At 51.6% G+C, this 20,383-nt stretch carries 14 protein-coding genes and 1 pseudogene; 7 read left to right on the top strand and 8 right to left on the bottom strand.

What is annotated here, in order from left to right:
- The first annotated feature begins 124 nt into the window (after nucleotides 1-124).
- On the top strand, nucleotides 125-1,600 hold the full coding sequence (locus AC6I6S_RS16260) for a flippase (protein WP_497951648.1): 1,476 nt from the start codon (nucleotides 125-127) through the stop codon (nucleotides 1,598-1,600).
- Nucleotides 1,601-2,111: 511 nt separating this feature from the next.
- Nucleotides 2,112-2,248 (top strand): annotated as a pseudogene (locus AC6I6S_RS16255) (IS701 family transposase); the annotation flags it as partial.
- 57 nt (nucleotides 2,249-2,305) lie between these two features.
- Here the strand turns inward: AC6I6S_RS16255 and AC6I6S_RS16250 are convergent.
- Nucleotides 2,306-3,412 (bottom strand): glycosyltransferase, encoded by a 1,107-nt coding sequence (locus tag AC6I6S_RS16250; protein WP_497951646.1) that lies wholly within the window; start codon nucleotides 3,410-3,412, stop codon nucleotides 2,306-2,308.
- 120 nt (nucleotides 3,413-3,532) lie between these two features.
- Between AC6I6S_RS16250 and AC6I6S_RS16245 the strand changes: the two genes are divergently transcribed.
- Nucleotides 3,533-4,708 (top strand): glycosyltransferase family 4 protein, encoded by a 1,176-nt coding sequence (locus AC6I6S_RS16245; protein WP_497951645.1) that lies wholly within the window; start codon nucleotides 3,533-3,535, stop codon nucleotides 4,706-4,708.
- Nucleotides 4,709-4,738: 30 nt separating this feature from the next.
- Here the strand turns inward: AC6I6S_RS16245 and AC6I6S_RS16240 are convergent, their stop codons facing one another.
- From AC6I6S_RS16240 to AC6I6S_RS16215, 6 genes are all read right to left on the bottom strand, one after another.
- The gene (locus AC6I6S_RS16240; RefSeq protein ID WP_497951644.1) at nucleotides 4,739-6,001 is read right to left on the bottom strand and encodes a polysaccharide pyruvyl transferase family protein; all 1,263 of its coding nucleotides are present in this window, start codon (nucleotides 5,999-6,001) and stop codon (nucleotides 4,739-4,741) included.
- A 124-nt stretch (nucleotides 6,002-6,125) separates the two neighbouring features.
- On the bottom strand, nucleotides 6,126-7,967 hold the full coding sequence (locus tag AC6I6S_RS16235) for a heparinase II/III domain-containing protein (protein WP_497951643.1): 1,842 nt from the start codon (nucleotides 7,965-7,967) through the stop codon (nucleotides 6,126-6,128).
- Nucleotides 7,964-9,178, bottom strand: a complete 1,215-nt coding sequence (locus AC6I6S_RS16230) for a glycosyltransferase family 4 protein (protein ID WP_497951641.1) — start codon at nucleotides 9,176-9,178, stop codon at nucleotides 7,964-7,966. The genes AC6I6S_RS16235 and AC6I6S_RS16230 overlap by 4 nt, the downstream gene beginning before the upstream one ends.
- An 8-nt stretch (nucleotides 9,179-9,186) precedes the next feature.
- Nucleotides 9,187-10,470, bottom strand: a complete 1,284-nt coding sequence (locus AC6I6S_RS16225; protein WP_497951640.1) for a nucleotide sugar dehydrogenase — start codon at nucleotides 10,468-10,470, stop codon at nucleotides 9,187-9,189.
- Nucleotides 10,467-11,576 carry a non-hydrolyzing UDP-N-acetylglucosamine 2-epimerase gene (gene wecB, locus AC6I6S_RS16220; RefSeq protein ID WP_497951639.1) on the bottom strand — a complete coding sequence of 370 codons (1,110 nt, stop codon included), beginning with the start codon at nucleotides 11,574-11,576 and terminating at the stop codon, nucleotides 10,467-10,469. Before wecB ends, AC6I6S_RS16225 begins: the two co-directional genes overlap by 4 nt.
- 75 nt (nucleotides 11,577-11,651) lie before the next feature.
- Nucleotides 11,652-12,956 carry a glycosyltransferase family 2 protein gene (locus tag AC6I6S_RS16215; protein WP_497951638.1) on the bottom strand — a complete coding sequence of 435 codons (1,305 nt, stop codon included), beginning with the start codon at nucleotides 12,954-12,956 and terminating at the stop codon, nucleotides 11,652-11,654.
- Nucleotides 12,957-13,683: 727 nt separating this feature from the next.
- On the opposite strand from AC6I6S_RS16215, the gene AC6I6S_RS16210 reads away from it, so the two are divergent.
- Entirely contained in the window at nucleotides 13,684-14,475 is a 792-nt protein-coding gene (locus tag AC6I6S_RS16210) for an SDR family oxidoreductase (RefSeq protein WP_497951636.1), read from the top strand.
- A 73-nt stretch (nucleotides 14,476-14,548) separates the two neighbouring features.
- Here AC6I6S_RS16210 and AC6I6S_RS16205 read toward each other — a convergent pair whose 3' ends face one another.
- A complete protein-coding gene (locus AC6I6S_RS16205; protein WP_497951635.1) occupies nucleotides 14,549-15,655 on the bottom strand; it encodes a M24 family metallopeptidase in 1,107 nt (368 codons plus the stop codon).
- Between the two features lie 459 nt (nucleotides 15,656-16,114).
- On the opposite strand from AC6I6S_RS16205, the gene AC6I6S_RS16200 reads away from it, so the two are divergent.
- The 3 genes from AC6I6S_RS16200 to AC6I6S_RS16190 are packed head-to-tail and all read left to right on the top strand — an operon-like array spanning nucleotide 16,115 to nucleotide 20,062.
- Nucleotides 16,115-17,098 (top strand): ABC transporter substrate-binding protein, encoded by a 984-nt coding sequence (locus AC6I6S_RS16200; RefSeq protein WP_497951634.1) that lies wholly within the window; start codon nucleotides 16,115-16,117, stop codon nucleotides 17,096-17,098.
- A gap of 12 nt (nucleotides 17,099-17,110) precedes the next feature.
- On the top strand, nucleotides 17,111-18,211 hold the full coding sequence (locus AC6I6S_RS16195; protein WP_497951632.1) for an ABC transporter ATP-binding protein: 1,101 nt from the start codon (nucleotides 17,111-17,113) through the stop codon (nucleotides 18,209-18,211).
- Between the two features lie 3 nt (nucleotides 18,212-18,214).
- A complete protein-coding gene (locus tag AC6I6S_RS16190; RefSeq protein WP_497951630.1) occupies nucleotides 18,215-20,062 on the top strand; it encodes an ABC transporter permease in 1,848 nt (615 codons plus the stop codon).
- Nucleotides 20,063-20,383 lie beyond the last annotated feature (321 nt).

Genomic DNA, 20,383 nt, shown 5'->3' with positions numbered 1-20,383 from the left:
TCCATAGTCTAATTCATATTCACTTTCATTATCTATATTACCAATTTACCAATATATTACTAGTTTTTATGGGCGAAAATATCGATATCAACAGTTAGTAGTGTCGGTTGAGTTGTGATCCTTAGTGAGTCTTACATCAGATCTTGGTGATCGGTTCAAAGCCGAGTTTGTTGGAAAGATTATTGCAGTTATTTCCGGAGCAATTCTGACAATCGCGCTAGCTCGACTTCTTAGTCCAGATGACTACGGACTATTGTTCCTCGCTATCTCCGTCTTTGGAGTAATTCGGGTATTCAGTGAACTCGGTATCGCTAGATCAACAGCTCGTTATATTGCAGAGTACAAAGAAACCGAACCAGGTCAACTCCCACACATTCTTAGGTTTGCATTCATTCTAAATATTAGCACGATTGCAGTTGTTTGTATCCTCCTGTTTGCCAGTCACGAGTATTTGGCCATATTAATTGGAGAGCCAAGGCTCAAACCTCTACTAGCAATAGGTATCTTCTTTCTTGTCTTTGTTGCATTGAAAACATTTGCTCGATTGGGGCTCCAGGGATTTGAAGATATCAAAACAGCTGCGACATTACACGCATTTGAGAACGTTTCACGATTGATACTTGTAATTGGAATTGTAATACTTGGATATGGTGCCATTGGTGCTCTTGTGGGTTACATCGCCGGCTATGCGATTGCGGCACTCATTGGATTAGGTGCATTATATTTTCGTTTCTACAAATCAATTTCCCCAGTAGATATTGAAGCAGGAATTCGACGGCGGATTGCTGAATATACCGTTCCATTAACGTTTACGAGTACTGCAAACGTCCTTGAGGGCCGTGTTGACACAATATTTGTAGGATTTTTTGTTGGCCCGGTTGGGGTCGCATACTATACAATCGGGAAACAGATTATTCAGTTTATTGAAGCTCCCATGGCGGCACTCGGATTTACACTCTCACCGACATATGAGGCACAAAAAGCGCAAGGTAACACAGAAACTGCCGCTAAAATATATGAAGAGGCTCTTACTCACGGACTACTGCTATATATACCAGCATCTGCTGGACTGATATTAATATCTGAGCCTTTAGTCCAATTGATTTTTGGGACAGAATATCTCGGTGCAGTTCTCGTTATACAGGTTCTGGCGATCTATGCGGTATTATACTCTATGATGGAACTCACAAGCACCGGGCTTGATTTTCTTGGACGAGCCCGAGATCGGGCAATTATCAAAGGAGTAACTGCGATACTTAATGTTGCTCTCAACATTCTCCTTATTCCATGGCTCGGCGTTGTCGGAGCTGCTATCGCCACCGTGATCACATATTCAATATTCTCATCTGCAAACATGTATCTTATGCATATTGAACTGGGATTGCGTGTAGCATCTCTACTTCGCCATACTGGGGCCGTATTACTGATAACATCAATAATGTCGATTACTATCCATCCTCTTGTCAGATTTATCGATGGTTTTGTGATGTTATCTATTGTGATTAGCGTTGGCGTTGTTGTTTGGGCAGTACTCGCAACCATTACTGGACTCCTTGATGTCAAAAATATTGTGTCGATATTATATAGTCATTCTGAGTGAGATCCCATTATAACCGACTTCGCACGTTTATTCCGGTTAGATGCCCATCTCTGGTGGATACCCTAATGTCCCCAATTATATTATTTCTTTCCAAAGGCAAGAAAACTACCTACCCGCTGCGTTTTCGCCGTTACGAGATACACAGCAAGTTCGAGGAAAAGAACTCGTCAATGGGTGCATCAAGATAGTTGTTCACTGGGACACCGTTCTCTTTGACATCACTGACTGTTCGGGTGAATATATTAACCATCTCAAAGGCTACGCCAAAGAGTGGGTGTCTACGAACAAGATTGATTGCACTATGATGTAGGCAAAGGAACGGATGTGCGTTGATACGCTACGTGAGCACATTGACACGCAACCACGAACTGGCGATAGGAGACCGACTACATTTGAACTAAGTGCTCACAACGTCAAAACTGAGAGCAGTGAAGTGCTGATCACGGAGAAACAGCCGACCGACGAAAATGATGAGTTGAGTATCAAGTACAGCGTGAAAAATATAATCAACGCGCCAGCGAGCCATCTCATCGTCTCCAGACAATGAGATGGCGGGTCAAGACGTTTTTCAGAGACGCTAAGCAGAACCTTGGCTTGGAAGACTGCGAATTGGACGCAGGTGCCCATCGTCACTGGCACCTGCTGTTGCCTGTCTAAAGTCTTCTGGAGTTAGGGGTACGAAGTAAGTTCATAGAATTCCAATGATCATATATTTTCTATTAGCTCAATATATTCTCTACAAACCTTATCTGATGAAAAATCCATTGATCGATTTTGTAACTTTTCACTGTGATGGGGGTTTGAGAGTACTTCCGATATACCAGCAGCCAATTTTTGAGGATTATTAGTTGGAACTAATTTTCCATATTCCCCGTCTACCAAAATCTCAACAGGGCCAGATGAACATTCTGTGGCGACAATTGGACAGCCACACCCTAATGCTTCTATCAATACTGTTGGTAGACCCTCTGAAAGAGATGGTAAGACGAACACTGATGCTTCCCTCATATATGGATAGGGGTTATCAACATATCCCGGTAAGTAAACTAAATCCTCTAGGTTATAAATTTCAATTAGGCTCTCAATTCTATCCTTCTCTTTACCATCTCCAAAAATAATAAGCTTAATGTTTTCTTCCTCGTTCAATATAGACATAGCTTTTATCAAGCTGGGAATGTCCTTTCTAGGATCCAGCCGAGCGACAGTTAAGATAACACTATATTTGCTATTTTCAAAGTATGGGTACTCGACCTCCTGTTTCCTTTTTTTATGAAATCTCTCTGTGATTACGGGATTGTGTATAACGGACACATTAGCAGGCTCCAGTTGAAAGGTATCAACTAAATCTTCTTTAACGCTATCTGAGACAGCTACAACATGGTCTGCATAATTATAAATATAACTCGCTAAGAAAAATGTTAGATGGGTTCTTTTTGTCCCGAAATGCGAAAGAACATCTGATTTGATATCATGCTCAGTTACTATTGTTTTAGATTCTTTCCCGGATAATATATTTGCACAAATAGATGTGATATTTGCATGAGGTTTAGCAGAGATTATTGCATCTGGTTGATTATTTCTAATATACATAGTTAGCTGGGGGATAGCTCCAAGGATCCCTATCGGAGTTCTTGGTATATCAAGATTGATTATATTTATATTTTCACCAACCTGATTTTTGAAATTGCCCTTCTGCTTGGCAACTATAATAGATACCTGCTCACCATTCGTATCAAAGCTTTTTGCCAAATTCAACATAATTCTTTGGACCCCTCCAGTCCGTAAGTCCGGTAAAAATATTGCGATATCCATGTGATACTGCTTGTTATTTCGGTTATTTATTAATAGTTGTGGTTTGAATTATCGACGGTATGAGATCAGGCCAGATCGATATAGCAAAAGTAAAGTAGACACCAACTAGTCTAATATTTGATGAAAATAGCGCATATTCATGCTTTTTTTGTCCCCGATCTGGGATATCAAGAGAATTACCTGCCAGCAAAGCAACAAGAATTGGGTCATGAAGTGGAGATTATTACAAGCGATTCACTCCCCCCAAAGTTTGACAATAAGAGAGAATCATTTGAACCAGGGACATATAACTACAATGGGGTAACAACACATAGACTACCCAGCTTGATTACTTGGAATGCTGTCGGGAAGGTTGTTTTGAAAGGATTAGAGGAGCAATTAGATGAGATTGAACCCGATGTAATACAAGGTAGAAACGTAATAACCACTCAAACTATTCGATTAGCACGTTATAGCCGCAAAAACAACATTCCATTGTTTGTTGACGATCATATTGACAATGACAATTTCCATCTTGATAAGTATTACAAAAATATTGGTTTAGAGTTGTTTAAAAATATATTTTTAGAGGAGGTGAAAAATCAAACAAACCTCTTCCTTCCAGTTCAACCACATTCGAGAGATTTCCTCCATAATGAACTAAACATCAAGAAGTCACAAATGGAGTTACTACCATTAGGGGTGGATGCGAATAAGTTTTATAAAGATGAGATTGCTGGTGAGAAAAAAAGGAAAGAACTAGGAGTAAAAGATGAGTTCTTAATTATCTCTGCTGGTAACTTTGATCCTCGAAAAGATATTGATATCCTTCTTGATTCCTTTAACAACTTAGTCGATGATTTCGACTGCAAATTATTGTTGCTTGGTAAGCCTTCTGAAGTAAATGGGAGAGAATATTGGAAGGAAATTCAATCTCAGGTTCGCTCTCAAAATTTAGAAGGTAGTGTCATATATCATGATTTTGTACCACATAATGAATTGTCTGATTTCTATAATGCAGCAGATATTGGTGTTTGGCCCGGAAAATTGGGAATAACTACAGTGGAGGCGCTCGGAACAGGGTTGCCAATCATAATTTGTGATAGCAAGGCGACGAACTATATTATAGAAAATAACAATGGTCTCTCATTCGAAAGAGGGGAGGAAAAAAGTCTAGAAAATAAGATTCGGAATTATCTGACGGATAAAGAGTTGAGACAAAAGCACGAAAAGAGATCTATTTCTCATGTCATGAATAGCCTTTCTTGGAATGCCATTGCAAAACAAAACATAGAATTATATCGTAAATATTCGTAATAGATTTAGTACCAAAGACAAGCCACTGAATTAGATATGTGTGAAACCATCAGCCATCCGAAACGCACTCTTGAAATCACTAACCATCTGTTGGTTCCGCATGGTCACGTTGGAAGCAACTTGTTTAGACAACGTATCGATCTCCTGAAGCGCGTTACTCGTGACCGCTATGAGGGTGTCAAGCGTTGCATCTTCCCACGTCATCGTATATTCTTCAATATCTAGTGTTTCAAAAGTACCCTGCATCTTCGGACCCCACTCAGGTCGATAAACACCAATTGACGGTGTTCCGACCGATAGTGCGAAGATAGCAGCGTGCAAACGCATCGTCACGAGTAGATCCATTTCACTGTAGTGGTCTCGGAGCGTCTGTGGATCAAAACTCGAGTAGAACCCAACGCCAATAGATTCCAGTCGCTCACGGTTCTTTTCAGCCCATTGTTTGTCTATCTCTGTTTGTAACGTTAGCGTCACCTCGTGTCCATTTTCAACGAGCTCTTCAAGGTATTCGAAGAAAGTACGCTCCATCTGTCGTCCTGCCTCGTCTAGCTCACCGGTGTCGCCAAGCGTCGAAAACCGGGGTACTACAGCGATCTCTTTCTGCTCGTCCGATGAGTCAGTATTGGCTGAGGGGGTACCATTCAGAAACGCAGTGTCAATAGCGTTGATAACCTCCGTCGACAGACCGAACTGCGATAGGTACCGGAATGTTTCCATATCCCGCGTCATAACGAACTCGGCATCATTCAAAATAGGGACAACAAGTCGCTTAGCGAGACCTTCTAATCCAAATATTGTCTGGGGAAGAATAGCGTATGGAATGTCGTTTCGTCGGGCGACGTGAAGTGGGTACAACACTGCCAGTAGATACGCGAAACTCTGGTGACTAGGTGAGTAATGAATGGCGTTTCCACCGTTGAAGAGCAATGCATTGGAGTTAGTGATTTGTTTGAAAAGATCCGAGTGGAAAGGAGAGTCGTTGGCGATCGCTGAGATATCGAATCCGTACCGCACCCCACTCCGAACGAGCGACAGTAGTTGTTCTGACTGGGATTGAGATTTTGGATCGTACGTGATCGGGCCTCCAGACAGTCGCTCTGCTTTGCCGAGGTCTTCAAGTTCTTGAGCCATCTTCCGAAACTCTTCCGAATTCTCTCCAAACCTCGAAATTGCCGTCACGTCTGCCTTCGGAACGGTACGCTCTATAAGCGACAACGAACCTTCATTGATCGCAAAGTCTCCAGCGTTACGACATCCATAGGTATAGGCAAGACTCAGTGACTCTATATCCATTTTGTCTGTTCAATGGTTGGTGTTTCAAGTTGCTTAGTACTAGCGGTTGTAGTTTCTCTTCGCTATTATGTCGTTATGATATGTTCTGGAGCAACAGTGATTAGATGTTAGTGCTCAAAATTCACTATTGGATTGTGTCAATAATTGTATCTACTGGAATGTTAGTTTTAGATTCTACTATAAGTGATGTGCGCTGAGACGTATCACCATATTGTGGATAGTATGGAGTCTGTGAGAGAGTAACTGAATCATGATTAGTAAACTCAAATGTAGCTAAAGTAGATCCATTATTATTGACTGTAAACTTCTTTTCATCAGACTCTCCCTGAGACACTCTAAGGTCGAAGTGGAAGTTATACCGTATCCGTATGTTACTCTCCTGAGTTGCTTTCACTTCGTCGGTGATCCTCCAACTGTTTGTGTTTGATTCAACGTTTCTTCTGTGATCGTAATTAGCACCCAGGGCTGATTTGCGAGAATAAGAAGCATGGATGGCACAGTCATTGTATTCTTGTACTTCAGGAATAATCCGCTTTCCCATTAAGTAACTACCTCCGACTGGAATTGGTTCTACATCTGCATACTGGGCCGTATTGTGCGCGCTAACACTTCTCGAGTACTGCCGTCGTGGCGTCGGTGCGTAATCGTACACACCGGTGTCGGTCAGGACGGGAGTTCCGTTGATCCAGAGGAGCACGCTCAATTGATCATTGTGCGAGTGACCTGGAAGGTGCGGTGGTCCAACAGCACCAACGTCGATAAGCAGAGTGCTATTATCGCCCGTCAGCTTTCGATAGCCGGATCCAGCGGGGTGATTCAGCGAGACGTCTTCTAGAGTCAGTCCACATAAGCGGCTGTACTCTAGACAGGCGCTCGCGGAAATCTGTTCGCCGTGAACGGAATCGTTCAGGAGCGGAATGTCGCCGTCTGGCTCTGAGATTGCTGACAGAAAGCTGAGTGCCAGCTCAGCGGTCGGTTTGAGTGTTGCCACCGAATAGCCACTTTCGAAGAGAAGTTGGTAGGCCGTTGCGTATCGACGCAACACCATCAGATGGTACATTGGACTTCGCTCGAAGTGCCCCCCATCAGCCAGAAACTGAGTTTCACTGGCGTGGTCGAAAACCTCCAATCCGGTTTCAGCCCAGTCAGTGTCGTGCTCCTCGAACAACACACTGGCCATTACGAGTGCGATTGCGTTCTCGATCAGATGGTTTCCGCCGACTTCGAACTCGATGTGGTTCTCGAGAAACAGCGCGTTCTTGTAGATTTGCTGGTAGAGGCGGTCATCGACCGGCAGCCCTGTCTGTTCGCACCAGGCCGCGTAACGGCTCCAGTTGAGAATACGAAGTGAAACCGAGTGGGGGATCCACGACCGACGAAGATATTTTGACTCGCCAATCGGGTTATCCACGGTCCAAGAGAGAAGCCACTGCTGAAACTGCTCATGAATGTCCTCGATCTCGGTGGGATCGTCGAAGCCGAGCACTGCCCACTCGAGGAACTCGAACGACTGGAGTTTCAGCCGCCAAAGCAACGGATACTCATCGAGTAAATCATGCTCCCAGTCGATCTCACTGCCAAACTCGATCGACCGGTTCAGAAACGTTAGTTTGCCATCTGCAGCTTCTTGTACGAGTTCCCGGTATCGATTACGCTCTGCATCCGTTAGACTCTCTCGGAGCAGTTCAGAGTTATCTGTAATCGACTGTGGCGCAACAACGAGTTGATCTGGGACCCGTTGTTCGTACCACTGATCGAAATCGATCGGCAGTCGTGGGATCACCGCGTGACGAGCCTTTCGTTCGACGACCCCTGCTAGCTGCCTCGCCTGCATGTTCTTCGCCGTATGGTAGAACAAAGGCCAGTTGCTTGGATTTGTGAACGAGGAAGTTGAACTCTCCGACTGATCTTCGTTTTGAATATCTGTCTGCAGGTCCAATTTAATCGACGAGTCGGTTCCGCTCATCCAGCACTTACCTGCTCGAGTGTTTGGCTGAGCCGACGTGCAACTACGGCACGGTCGTAGTGTTCGGTCATATGCTCACGCCCGTTCTCACCAAGCTCTGCACGTCTCTCATCGTCTTCAAGCAATGCTTCGAACGCTGCAGCGACTGCATCCGGATCGTTCGCTACAAGATACCCACCACCTGACTCCTCGATGAGCGCCTCAAGTTCTCCAGTCCCAGTAGCGACGACCGGCAGTTCACTCGCCATATACTCGTATGCCTTCGTCGGAACCGCGTACTCGAGTGTCTCGTCCGCTTTCAGTGGCGCAATCCCGATCATCGCGGTATCGAGAATCGTGGGGATCTCTTCTCGCGGAACAAGCCCCGAAAACTCGACCTGGCCGTTCAACTCCTCTTCGCGGACGATCTGCTCGAGACGTTCTCGAAGGTCGCCATCGCCAATGATCTTCAGAGAGACATCCGAGTGGTCGAGTCGCGACATCGCCCGAACACAGGACTCGAGATCTTGGGCGTGTCCAACGTTCCCAGTATACACGATCGTCGCCTCTGGCTCCGAATCAGTCGGCGCGAACCGGTCCGTATCAACCCCGTTCGGGATATGCACAATCTTCCCTTGGTCAAGCCCATACTGCTGGGCTACGCGATCACCCAGTTCGGTTGTGGTAACTGTCACACGATCAGTGGTCGAGAGAACCCATCGCTGGTATCGCCGACTCAGTCGTTCAGCAGCACCGCCGCCTTCAATAAAGCCCAGTCCAACCGAGGCATCGATCCACAGATCACGAATATCCACGACCCACGGAGTGCGACCGAACAGTCCGAACGGAAGGGCGGCAATCCCGGTGAAGATCGGCGGTGACGTCGTGAGAACGACATCCACATCTCGATAGTGGACGAGCAACCAGAGCAGCGCGTGTAGTGGGAAGAGCAGATAGTATGCCAGTCGACTGATGAACCCGGGATCCTCGGTCGATGGCTGCCAGGCCCACAAACTGTGGACTGTGATCCCATCTATCTCTCTGGTTTGCTGGCGTTTCCACGTCTGGTCATACTCTCCATGCGGGAAAGCCGGTGGCGGCGTCAAGACTGTTATCTCCCAGTCCTCGGAGAGATGCTTTGCCATATCGTGCATCCGAGACGCCCCACCTGTCTTCTCCGGTGGGAAATACTGCGAGACGATTACCAGTGATTTGGTATCCCTGTTACTCATTATCAAACTCAGATTGAGAACACATCGAAACCGGCCTCGTTCCACTCCGATTCATCGATAATCGCTCGTGAATCAATTACGATACCTCCTTCGGTATCGAACTGCCGGGGATCGAGGTCATCATACTCGTCGTGATCGGTTGCGATAACGATTCCGTTGGCGCCCTCAATCGCGCAGTCGATGGACTCGAGTTGCAGCGTCTGGTCGTCGACGTGTGGATCGTGAAGAGCTACATCGATGCCGTCGCCTCCGTCTGCAGCGACCGTCTCACGATCCCCAGCCACAGCAGTTTGTAACTCCCGAGCTAGTTTCAGACCGGGACTCTTCCGCGTGTCGCCAACGTTTCCTTTGTAGGCCACACCGAGGATAGCGATCTTAGTTCCCGCCAACGAACCGAGCTCCTCCTCGAGTACCTCAATGATGTAACCGGACATTCCGTCGTTGATTCGTCGGGCCGTCTCGATCAGATCGAGTTCGTCGGAGTTCTGTCCGAGGAACCATGGATCGATCGGCAAACAGTGGCCACCAACACCCGGTCCAGGCAAATGCATGTTCACTCGTGGATGCTGGTTCGCCAGTTCGACCACCTCCCGGGAATCGATCTCGTAGTCCGCGGCGAGCTTTGCGATTTCGTTCGCCAGGGCGATGTTCGTATCCCGGAACGTGTTCTGGACCAATTTTACGAACTCGGCGGTCGTTGCGTTCTCGGTCGTTCGAATTTCGCCGTCGACGAACGACTCGTACAGACGAACCGCAGCCTGTGTCGAGACACCGTTGACACCACCGATGATTCGGTTGTTCTGCTGGAGTTCCGTGATAATGTTCCCCGGCAGCACCGTCTCGGGACAGTGCACCAGCGCGAAATCATCGCCCGCAGCAAGTCCACCCTCCTCGAGGACCGGTTGTAACGTCTCGACGGTCGTCCCCGGTGGCACCGTCGACTCGAGGATCACCGTATCGCCGGTCCGCAAGTGTGGCACGATCGCCTCACCGGCGGCCTCGACGTACGAGAGATCGGCCTCCTTCGATTCCTCATCGAACGGCGTCGGGACCGCAATCACGTGGTACTCTGCCGGCACCACTTCATCGCTGACCGAGAGGTGGCCCGACTCGAGAGCCTGAGTGACGAACGCCCGGAGTCCGGGCTCGTCGAAGTGAATCTCGCCCTCTTCGAGTTGGTTGACGACCGCCGAATCGACGTCGTATCCGGTGACGTCGTGGTCGTAGTTCGCGAACATTGCAGCCGTCGGCAGGCCGATATAGCCCAACCCATGAACGCAGATCGTACTCATTGAATAATCTCTTGTGTCGTTGGGAGCGAAAGCGTCTGTAATATCTGTTCTGCAGCGGTGCCATCGCCGAACGGGTTCTCCCACTCGCCCGTCTCGTCGACAGTCTCCACCGCGCCGGCAACGATCGCCTCGGGATCCGTTCCGACCAACCGGTTCGCACCGACATCGACCGTCTCCGGACGTTCGGTGTTCTCCCGCAGAGTCACACACGGCACGCCCAGAATACACGCCTCCTCCTGGACGCCACCGGAGTCCGTCAGAATCACTGACGCCGACCCCTCGAGGGTCAGGAAGTCGAGGTAGTCCTGCGGGCCAACCAGCCGAATCGAATCCGGCACGTCGAGACCGAACTTCTCGAGTTTGTTCTCTGCACGCGGGTGGATCGGATAGACGAACTCGAGGCCCAATCGCTCGGCGGCCCGATCGACGCCCTCGAGTAAATCCCGGAACCGCTGTTCGTCATCGACGTTTTCGGCCCGGTGGGCGGTCATCAACCCGAACTGGCCGGCCTCGAGATCTAACTCGTCGAGGACGTCGCTCTTGCGCTCGGCGAGCTCCCGATTCTGGTGGACGGCATCGACGACCGTGTTCCCCGTGATGTGAATCCGCGCATTCGACACGCCCTCGTTGAGTAAGTACTGGCGGGACTGCTCAGTCGGGACGAACAGGTAATCCCCCACGCGGTCAGTCAGGACGCGGTTGATCTCTTCGGGCATCGACCAATCGAAACTGCGGAGGCCGGCCTCGACGTGTCCGAGTTCGATATCGAGTTTGCTCGTCGCGATCGCCCCGGCGAGCACCGAGTTCGTATCGCCCTGGACGAGGACCACCTCCGGCTCCTCCTCGAGGAGGATCTCCTCGATACCGACCATCATCGCGGCGGTCTGGGCGGCATGCGAGTCCGAGCCCACGCCGAGGTGGTGATCCGGTTCGGGGAGATCGAGTTGTTCGAAAAAGACCGAATCGAGCGAATCGGAGTAGTGCTGGCCCGTGTGGATCACCGAGTACGAAATCCCGGTGTTCTCACATGCTCGGATAACCGGAGCCAGTTTAATGATCTCCGGACGAGTTCCGAGGACGATTGTTACATCAGTGGTTGCAGTCATCGATAGATCTCCACCCTTTCGTGATTCACGGCTTCTGCCTGGTGTACGAATCCCTGAAGTGTGTTTTCTCTCATATTATTGAGTGTGTGTATTGATAGCGTGGAGGACAATCCCAGTAAGCGATGAAAAAACACCTAACAGGATCAAGAACACGGCAACGAGTGCCATCCCAAAGGGAAACGTCCCAGACCCTACATAGTTGATGATCGACAGGTATCCGGCGGTGAGCCCACCGAGCGTGAAAATAAAGCCCGGAACGCCAAGGGATAAGACAGGGTGGTCCTGTTCGACCGTCCGAAGGATCGTCCCGACGAGAGTCATCCCGTGGCGAAGCGGGTGTTGGCTACTCCCGTTTTCGACATCGTAATCGATCGTCGTGCTGATCTCGTCAATCGAACACTCTTCTTCGTTCACCTGATACAGAATATCCAGACTAGCATCCATGTCGTTCCCGATCGCATCGGACTCTGCGAGATGTTTCACGGTACGGCGATCGTACGCCCGAAATCCACTCTGGGTATCCCGTATCCAGCTCCGCGGCAAGAATCGACCCATACTTAGGTTCGTCATCACGTTGATGACAAACAGGCCGAACTGCCGGTATAGCGGAATATCAGTCGTTTCCGTGCCGATAAACCGGTTACCGATCGCAACGTTCGCATTGGCATCCTCAATCCGCTCGACGAGCGACGGAATATCGGACGTGTCATGCTGGTCGTCGGCGTCGATAATCACGAGACAATCGACATCCCACTTTGCGGCCGTCTCGAAGGCTGTCTGTAGCGCTGCTCCGTAGCCTTGATTGTACTCGTGTTCGATGACGTGGGCACCACTGGCTTGCGCTTCAACAGCAGTCTCATCAGCACTCCCGTCGTCGACCACCACCACGTCGTCCGCATAGTGGTGTGCCGACATTACAACTGATCCGATTGTGCTCGCTTCGTTGTATGCGGGAATGGCTACGAGCACGTCACCATGCGCAGGCGTCTCTGCTCCAACGCCATCCACAACGAACGAACTGTCATCACACGTAGCGAGTGTTCGCTCGTAATCAACTGGCAACGAAGCGTCACCGAGATAGATTAGATTTGTATCTGTAATCGCTTGTGCACCGACGATGAGCCGGTCCTTCGAATTTGAGCTTCCGTCGGTTGCCACTTGCCCTGGCTCAATGACCCGAACAGGTGGTTCGGTGAGACTTTTGAGAATTTCGGGTTTCGTCGACCCGGTGTATGTGATCAGTACAGGATAGTTGCGTGCGGTGGCCCTGATTACGGCCCGCGCAACGGCGTCATCGTTTTCCCCAGTAGCGACAATCCCAACTACTGGGTCGTCAGTAACAAGTCTGCCGTCACCAAACCGCTCGATTACTTCGCTCATACGGATTTGATGTTCAGATCGTTTTGATTGTGCCAGGAGCTGACGACGAGCCCGAGCGCGTACGCAGACTCGAGGTCGTGCTCTGGCCGACCAACCGATGCGTGATTAATCGATTCTTGAGACATATGTCCCTCCAGACACGCTGGTCACTGATTGCATCTCAATACCCCCGTCCGTGTTCCGCTGACCGTCCCCCGTTTCGACAGGTGAAGCCATCTGTGCTGTGGTAGTGCAAGTTTCGTCCTACGTATGGTGTGTGATTTGCTGAATGTCCGATGCCGGGGTCCACACAGCAGCAAGCGACTCAGTTCCCATCACGCCGCTGCAGGTGCCGTCACACAGTAGGCAGTGCATACTGTGTGGACCATCCCGAGTTTACGTACCAACACATAACGTGTAACACGTAAATAGCTAACGGCTTATTGACACTGGTTGTCCCGTCACGAACCGCTCGAGGCCACTAGTAACAGCAAATAGGGATATCGTCAATAATAATCCGTAACATATTGTATATTTTCATGGAGTGTTAATAGTTGATTGAGTGAGGCGTGGCGCCAGCCCACAGATTGACGGAGACACTTGATTTCGTGAGCGTCGCTCCGAGTGATCGGTACTGTCGTTTCTCGATGCCCGTCGGTAGTCTCTCAGACCTGCTCACGACCGCCGACACGGTTTCCGTGAGCCCACTCCCCGTCGATTTAAGCCGATCCACAGGGGAGACTAACAAATGGATCTGGAGATCGAGGGGGACGCAGCACTGATCACCGCCTCGAGTAGCGGACTCGGCAAAGCAGCGGCGAAAGCGCTGGCACGTGAGGGTGTCGACGTCGTCATCAACGGGCGCGATGAGGACCGGCTGGCAGACGCGGTTACGGAGATCAGCGAGGTCGCAACCGGCAGGGTTGTCGGCCAGCCCGGCGACCTGACGAACGCCGAGGACATCGAAACGCTCATCGAGCGCACCATTTCCGAATTCGACCGCCTCGACCACCTCGTCACGAGCGCTGGCGGCCCGCCACGATTGCGACCACTGGAACCCAGCGACGCAGAGTGGTACGACGCGTTCGACTTACTCGTCATGAGCGTCGTTCGCCTCGTCCGCACGGCCACACCCCACTTGGTGGCAGACGGCGGCGGGACGGTCACCACCATCACCTCTCGCACCGTCAAGAGTGCAAGTCCAACGAACGTGCTGTCGAGTTCCGTCCGAATGGCCGTCATCGGCTTGGAAAAGACTCTCTCACGGGAACTGGCGCCCGACGTCCGCGTCAACGCCGTGCTCCCCGGTGCACACGACACCCCCCGTGTCACAGAGCCGTTAGCGCGCCAGGTCGAACACGGCGAGTACGAGTCCCTGGCAGCCGCCCGGCAAAAGCGGGCCGAACCCATTCCAGTCGGTCGCTTAGGTGCGCCACGGGAGACGGGCGATCTGGTCGCCTATCTCTCTTCCCCGCGAGCCGGGTTCATTACCGGTCAGGCGATCGTGATCGACGGGGGTGCGCTTACGTCGACTCTCTAAGTTGTGTTCACTCCGAGCGACTCGAGGCAGTGATGCGACCGCACTCAAGCCGGCTTCTCCCCGATGGGTCCGCTTAGAGTTCCCGAAGAGTCCGTGAACTCGTCGACAGGACCTCCGCACCATCATCGCTGACCACGACGTCGTCTTCGATCCGGACACCGCCGACCCCTTCGATATAGATTCCGGGCTCGACTGTCACCGCGTGGCCAACGGCGAGTTGACGGTCGTTCCCCTCAACGAGGTATGGCGGTTCGTGGCCCTCGAGTCCGAGGCCGTGTCCGACCCGGTGAGGGAAGTACTCGCCGTAGCCTGCGTCCTCAATGACGCTGCGAGCGGCCCGATCGATCTCCTGGCATTCAACACCGGGGGCAACCGTCTCACGCGCCTCGCGCGCAGCGTTTCGGACGGCATCATACACCTCGCGCAGTTCACTGCCGGGATCGCCGACGGCGACGGTCCGGGTGATATCAGAGTAGTACCCCTCGTAGATCACGCCGGTATCGATCATCACCAGATCGCCGTCCTCAACGGGCCGTGTCCCCGTATTGGTGTGTGCGTTGGCGGTTCGCGGACCGGAGGTAACGACGCCGACCCCGTATGCATCTGCTTCGCTCTCGAGCACGCGCCGTTTGATCTCGAATTCGATCTCCGCCTCCGTCATTCCGGGTTCGATTCGGTCGAAAACCTCCTCTAGAATCCCTTCTGTGATGGAGACCGCAGTGCGCATTCGCTCGATTTCTTCGCTCTCCTTTCGCGAACGGACGGCCACAATCGCCGGTTCGATATCGACATACTCCCGCTCGTCCGGGGCAAACACCTGTTTCTCCAACAAGCGTGTTGACCGGAACTCCGCACCCACCGGGCCGGTGAGATCACGCTCTGCCGCTAGCCGGTCGAACGCAGTGCGAGCGGCCGTTGCTGGATTCGGAGTGTCGCCGTACGGATAGGGGGTGACGTCAGGAATTGCTTCCTTTACTCGGGGAACCTCGAGTTCCGGAAGAACGGCCGCCGGGGGGTGATCGCGAAACAGTGCCATCAACGTCGGACGTTCGCTCTGATGCATCGAGAGCCCGGTAAAATACTGCAGTGATTTACTCGGTGTAAGAAGTACGACGTCGACATCGTTAGGCGTTTGTTCGAACAGGCGGTCGACACGTGCTGTAACGTCACTGGTGTCCATGGCCCACGTTAACCTACCCCTCCGATAAATCACTGGATGGGGGCAATATGGCCCTCTTCAACCGGATCCCGCCCGTGTTTGACCCACGGCCAAGAGCGTCGAGCTCCCCTCCGGGTCAGCAGGATGCGGTAGTCGTCGCGGATCGCTTCACCGCCGTCTCCACCGAACGCGTATTGGTCTCCAAATCCATCCCCAAACTGAAATGTAAGTTGAGTTAGATTTCGGAAGGACTATCTGCACATCACCATTGGTATGAGTGCGAGATTAGCAGCGTGACATTATGGGCTTGAGAATAGAAAATAACATTTTGCTGGGAGAGCAATTCTTTTATATACTCGATCCATGTGTGATGATATCATGGGCTGTGGCAATGACAAACACTCGCGTCGATCCTATCTGAAATCTGCAACGGGGTCAGTAGTAGCGGCATCCGCGCTGGCGGGATGTCTAGCAGATGTCATGGGAGGCGATGATGACGAGGTCGACGAGATCATCATGGGGTCCTATGCCGGCAGTTGGCAGGAAACGATGATCGAAGCAGTTGTAGAACCGTTCGAAGAGGAGACGGGTATCTCGGTTGATTACGTGCTGGGTGACAACCGCGAACGGATCAACCAAATGATCGTTCAGGAAGATGATCCGCCGGTGGACGTCGCGCAACTCGACGGGCCAGCGCTCTCTCAGGGACGAACGGAGGATCTCTGGCTCACGCAAGACGAGGAGATGGTTCCGAACCGAGCGGATATCCCCGATGAACTGAACCCGGATGAGTGGACCCTACAGATCTTCACTGCGAGTGGGCTGCAGTATAACACCGAGACGTTTGACTCGCCGCCGGAGTCGTTCGGTGTCTATCTCGATCCCGAATATCAAGGCCGCGTCGGCTTGTACACGGAGGATCCGGCATACGACCTGATGGCGTTCTCCCTCTACCAGACGGACGGTGAGTCGGCCCAAGACATGGATGCAGCGTTCGAGATGTACGAGGAGGTCGTCGCCGAAATGGATCCCGTCTTCATGGAATCGAGCGACGAGTACGGCTCGAGATGGCACAACGGGGAACTCGACCTCGGTCGGTACTGGCAAGCTCGTGCCGTAACGTGGCGGGATGATGGTGCGCCAGTCGAGTTCGTGATCCCCGAGGAAGGGGCGATGATGCAGGAGTGGGGGAACGCCATCCCGCAGAACATCCCTGAAGAAAAAGTAGAGGCCGTCAGCGAGTTTATCAATTTCAGTCTCGAGGAGGAGGCGGCGATTACGATCGCTGAGCAGATGAACTATCCCGGCCCACGAACGGATGTCGACTATCCCGAAGAGATGCAAGACGATCTGATCGTCGGCGACGACCTTGAAGAGTTACGGGCGCCGGACTGGGAGTTCATCGGAGAGAACCGTGATCAATGGACGGGGCGAATGTACGACATCATCGACGAACACAACTAACGAACCAATCATATGGGTGAAACTCTTGTCGACTTACAGCGTGTAACGAAGAAATTCGGCGATGTAACTGCCATTGAAGATCTCAATCTTGACATCCGTCGTGGCGAACTACTCACCCTGCTCGGACCGAGTGGATGTGGAAAAACGACCACATTACGGATCATCGCAGGGTTCGAGACGCCGACGGACGGCCGGGTCGAAATCGCTGGCAGGGACGTGAGTGAGGATCCTCCGTACGAACGTGATATCGGCATGGTGTTTCAGCAGTTCGCACTCTTCCCACACATGACCGTCAGTGACAACATCGCGTTTGGGCTCGAAATGGAGGGACTACCGAAAGCGGAGATAAACGACCGAGTAGCGGAGATATTGGAGCTGGTTTCGTTGTCCGAGATGGGCGACCGTTCCCCGACGACGCTCTCGGGAGGCCAGCAACAGCGGGTAGCGCTTGCTCGCGCTCTTGTGACTGAGCCATCAGTGCTGTTACTCGATGAGCCACTCTCGAGTCTCGATAAAAAACTCCGCGAGGAGATGCGGTTAGAGATCCTCCGTCTGCATCGCGAACTCGACGTCACGATGATCTATGTGACACACAATCAGGACGAGGCACTCTCGATGTCCGATCGTATGGCCGTATTGGCAGACGGACGGATTCAACAGGTTGGCTCTCCGGATGAAGTGTACCAGAACCCGGCCAACGAGTTCGTCGCCAATTTCATCGGAACGGCGAACCTGTTCAAAGGTATCGTCGAGGACGGTTCGAGTGGACGGATCAGCCTGAACGAAACAGTATCGTTCACCGTTGGTGAGACAGGCGAACCAGTGCACTCGTTAGAGCCTGGCACAGAGGCCACGGTTCTCCTCCGGCCCGAATTTCTGTCGATAACGAACGGTACCGGAACGGGGAAAAACGAGATCCCCGGCAGAGTCCGTGAAACGACGTACTATGGCTCCCATGTGGATTATTTCGTCGAAGTCGATATAAAGGACATCTACGGTGAGAAACTCATCCAGGTAACAGAGCCACTCAGTGCGGAAACGAGTGTCGCGGTCGGGGATGAGATCACAATCTCGTTCGACTCGACGGCCCCCACCGTGATCAGGGAGGAGTAATCGATGGCCAACGAACCCGACCAGTCGGAAACCAGTGGTCAAGTCCGCCACCAGCTCGCAGCGAACTACTCTTCGCTGTACGGTCGCCTCTTACGGTTCATCCAAAACAACAAGGGGACGAAGCGGGCACCGTTTCTGTTGATGTTACCGTACCTCCTCTTTATGGGCGTGTTCTTCTTTATTCCAGTGCTCTATATGTTCATTATTAGTTTCTATACGAACGTCCCTGGAGGCACGATGGAACCCACGTTCACACTGGAGAACTACCTGACTGTGTTCACATCGAGTCGATACGTGAACACGCTCTATCTCACAGTCCGGATCAGCATGATCTCTACACTGTTAGCGCTCGTCATCAGCTATCCGATTTCGTATTTCATCGTATTCTCGAAGCGGTGGTATTCGTCAGCGCTGATTCTGCTGGCGATTACGCCGTTGCTCGTGGGGACGGTTGTCCGCGCGTTCGGATGGTTCGCTCTGCTTGACCGGAGCGGACTGGTAACGCAGGTGCTCTCCGTGTTCGGGGTCGACTATACACTGTTAAACACCGAGGCCGGGCTGATCATCGCCATCGTATCTGTGTTGTTGCCCTTTGCGGTCTTAATCCTCCTGAGCAACCTCTATACGTTGGATTCAGACCTCATCCAGGCCGGGAAGAGTTTGGGCGGCTCACCGCTCCAGACGTTCGTCTATGTGACACTTCCACTCTCGATGCCTGGCATTATCGGGGCAACGTTGATCGCATTTATCTTAACGATGGGGACGTTCGCGACTGCCGTCTTCGTCGGCATGCCCCAGGTGCCAATGCTTGCGCCGTTCATCTATGAAGCAGCGGCTCAACAGCTCAACTGGCCGTTGGGGGCTGCGCTCTCTTTTGTGCTCCTGTTCATTTCGCTGATTCTCATCTATCTCTATTCTACCGTCATGGAACGCGGAACAGCAGGCCTGACACGTCCAGTTGACCGGTTCTTTGGCGGGGAGAATCAGATCGGCAGAGAAACGCAGTTCTACCTCGCTCACTATCTCGGAAAGATCCGGCTATACCGGAAGATCGGCCCTGTCAGGCTGCATTCCATCCTATTCGCGGTAGTTCTCGTCGCTGCGTTCGTCTATCTCCTCATTCCAGTTATATTTGCAATCCTGATTAGTTTCAGTCAAGGACTCTATATTTTTCCGCCGGAAACGCCGACACTCGAGTGGTACGAAAGCGTCGCGACGAGCTCCCAGTGGATTCGATCGTTCGCTGTGAGTTTTCAGTTCTCTATTCTCGCAACGATTCTCGCGCTTGTCTTCAGTTTCTCAGCCGCGTACGGACTTGGACGCTACGAGTTCCGTGGCAAACAAGCTATCAGTAGTGCTACCTTCCTCCCGCTGATTATTCCACAGGTAATCCTCGGAATCGCGCTGTTGATATTCTTGCACTTCTTTGGAATGGTTGGTAGTCTCATCGGGTTGGCGATCGGTCTCGCCGTCTACGTCTCACCGTTCTGTACGCAGACGCTCCTGATCACGATGAACGATTTCGACCGATCGTACGAAGAGGCCGCGCTGAGTCTCGGCGCGGATGAACTCCAGACGTTTAAACGAGTGACCCTCCCGCTACTGCTTCCGGGCTTGGTCTCGGCATCGATACTGGCCTTTATTCTTAGCTTTGCGAACCTCCAGATCGCGGTTTTCCTCCAAGGTGCGGGTGTGATCCCCGTTCCCGTCCGGATCTTTGCTTCGGTACAGTTCGGCGCCACACCCGTGATTGCGGCGGTCGCAACGATCAATATTATAATTACGTTGGCTGCAATCGTGATCGTCGAACGGATCTTTGGCGCTACGAAAGCACTCGGCTACACCGCCTGATCTTCACCGTTCTAAAAACGTAGTTCTCACTGGCTCGGACTCGGTGAAACGGAGTACTCCGCAGCGATTCGTCCGGCTGCCTCAACAAGCCGATCCACGAACTGATCGAAATTTTCCCTCGAGATCGGATGCCCATGGATCGGGCCAACGTAAGCCGGCGGGAACTTCTCGAAAATCGACTCGAGTGTCGCACGAAGTTTTTCGGGATCGACGTACCGGAGCCAAACGAGCGTGCCCGCATGAAACGCGTAGATCTGTTCTAGGGGGAGAGACCCGAACCCACTGTCCACGCTGTGAGGAGGAGACGCCCGTTCGACGAAC

Source organism: Natrononativus sp. DTA114, assembly GCF_059736515.1.
Note: the sequence above shows the minus strand (reverse complement) of the source record. Positions and strands in the feature narration are given on the sequence as shown.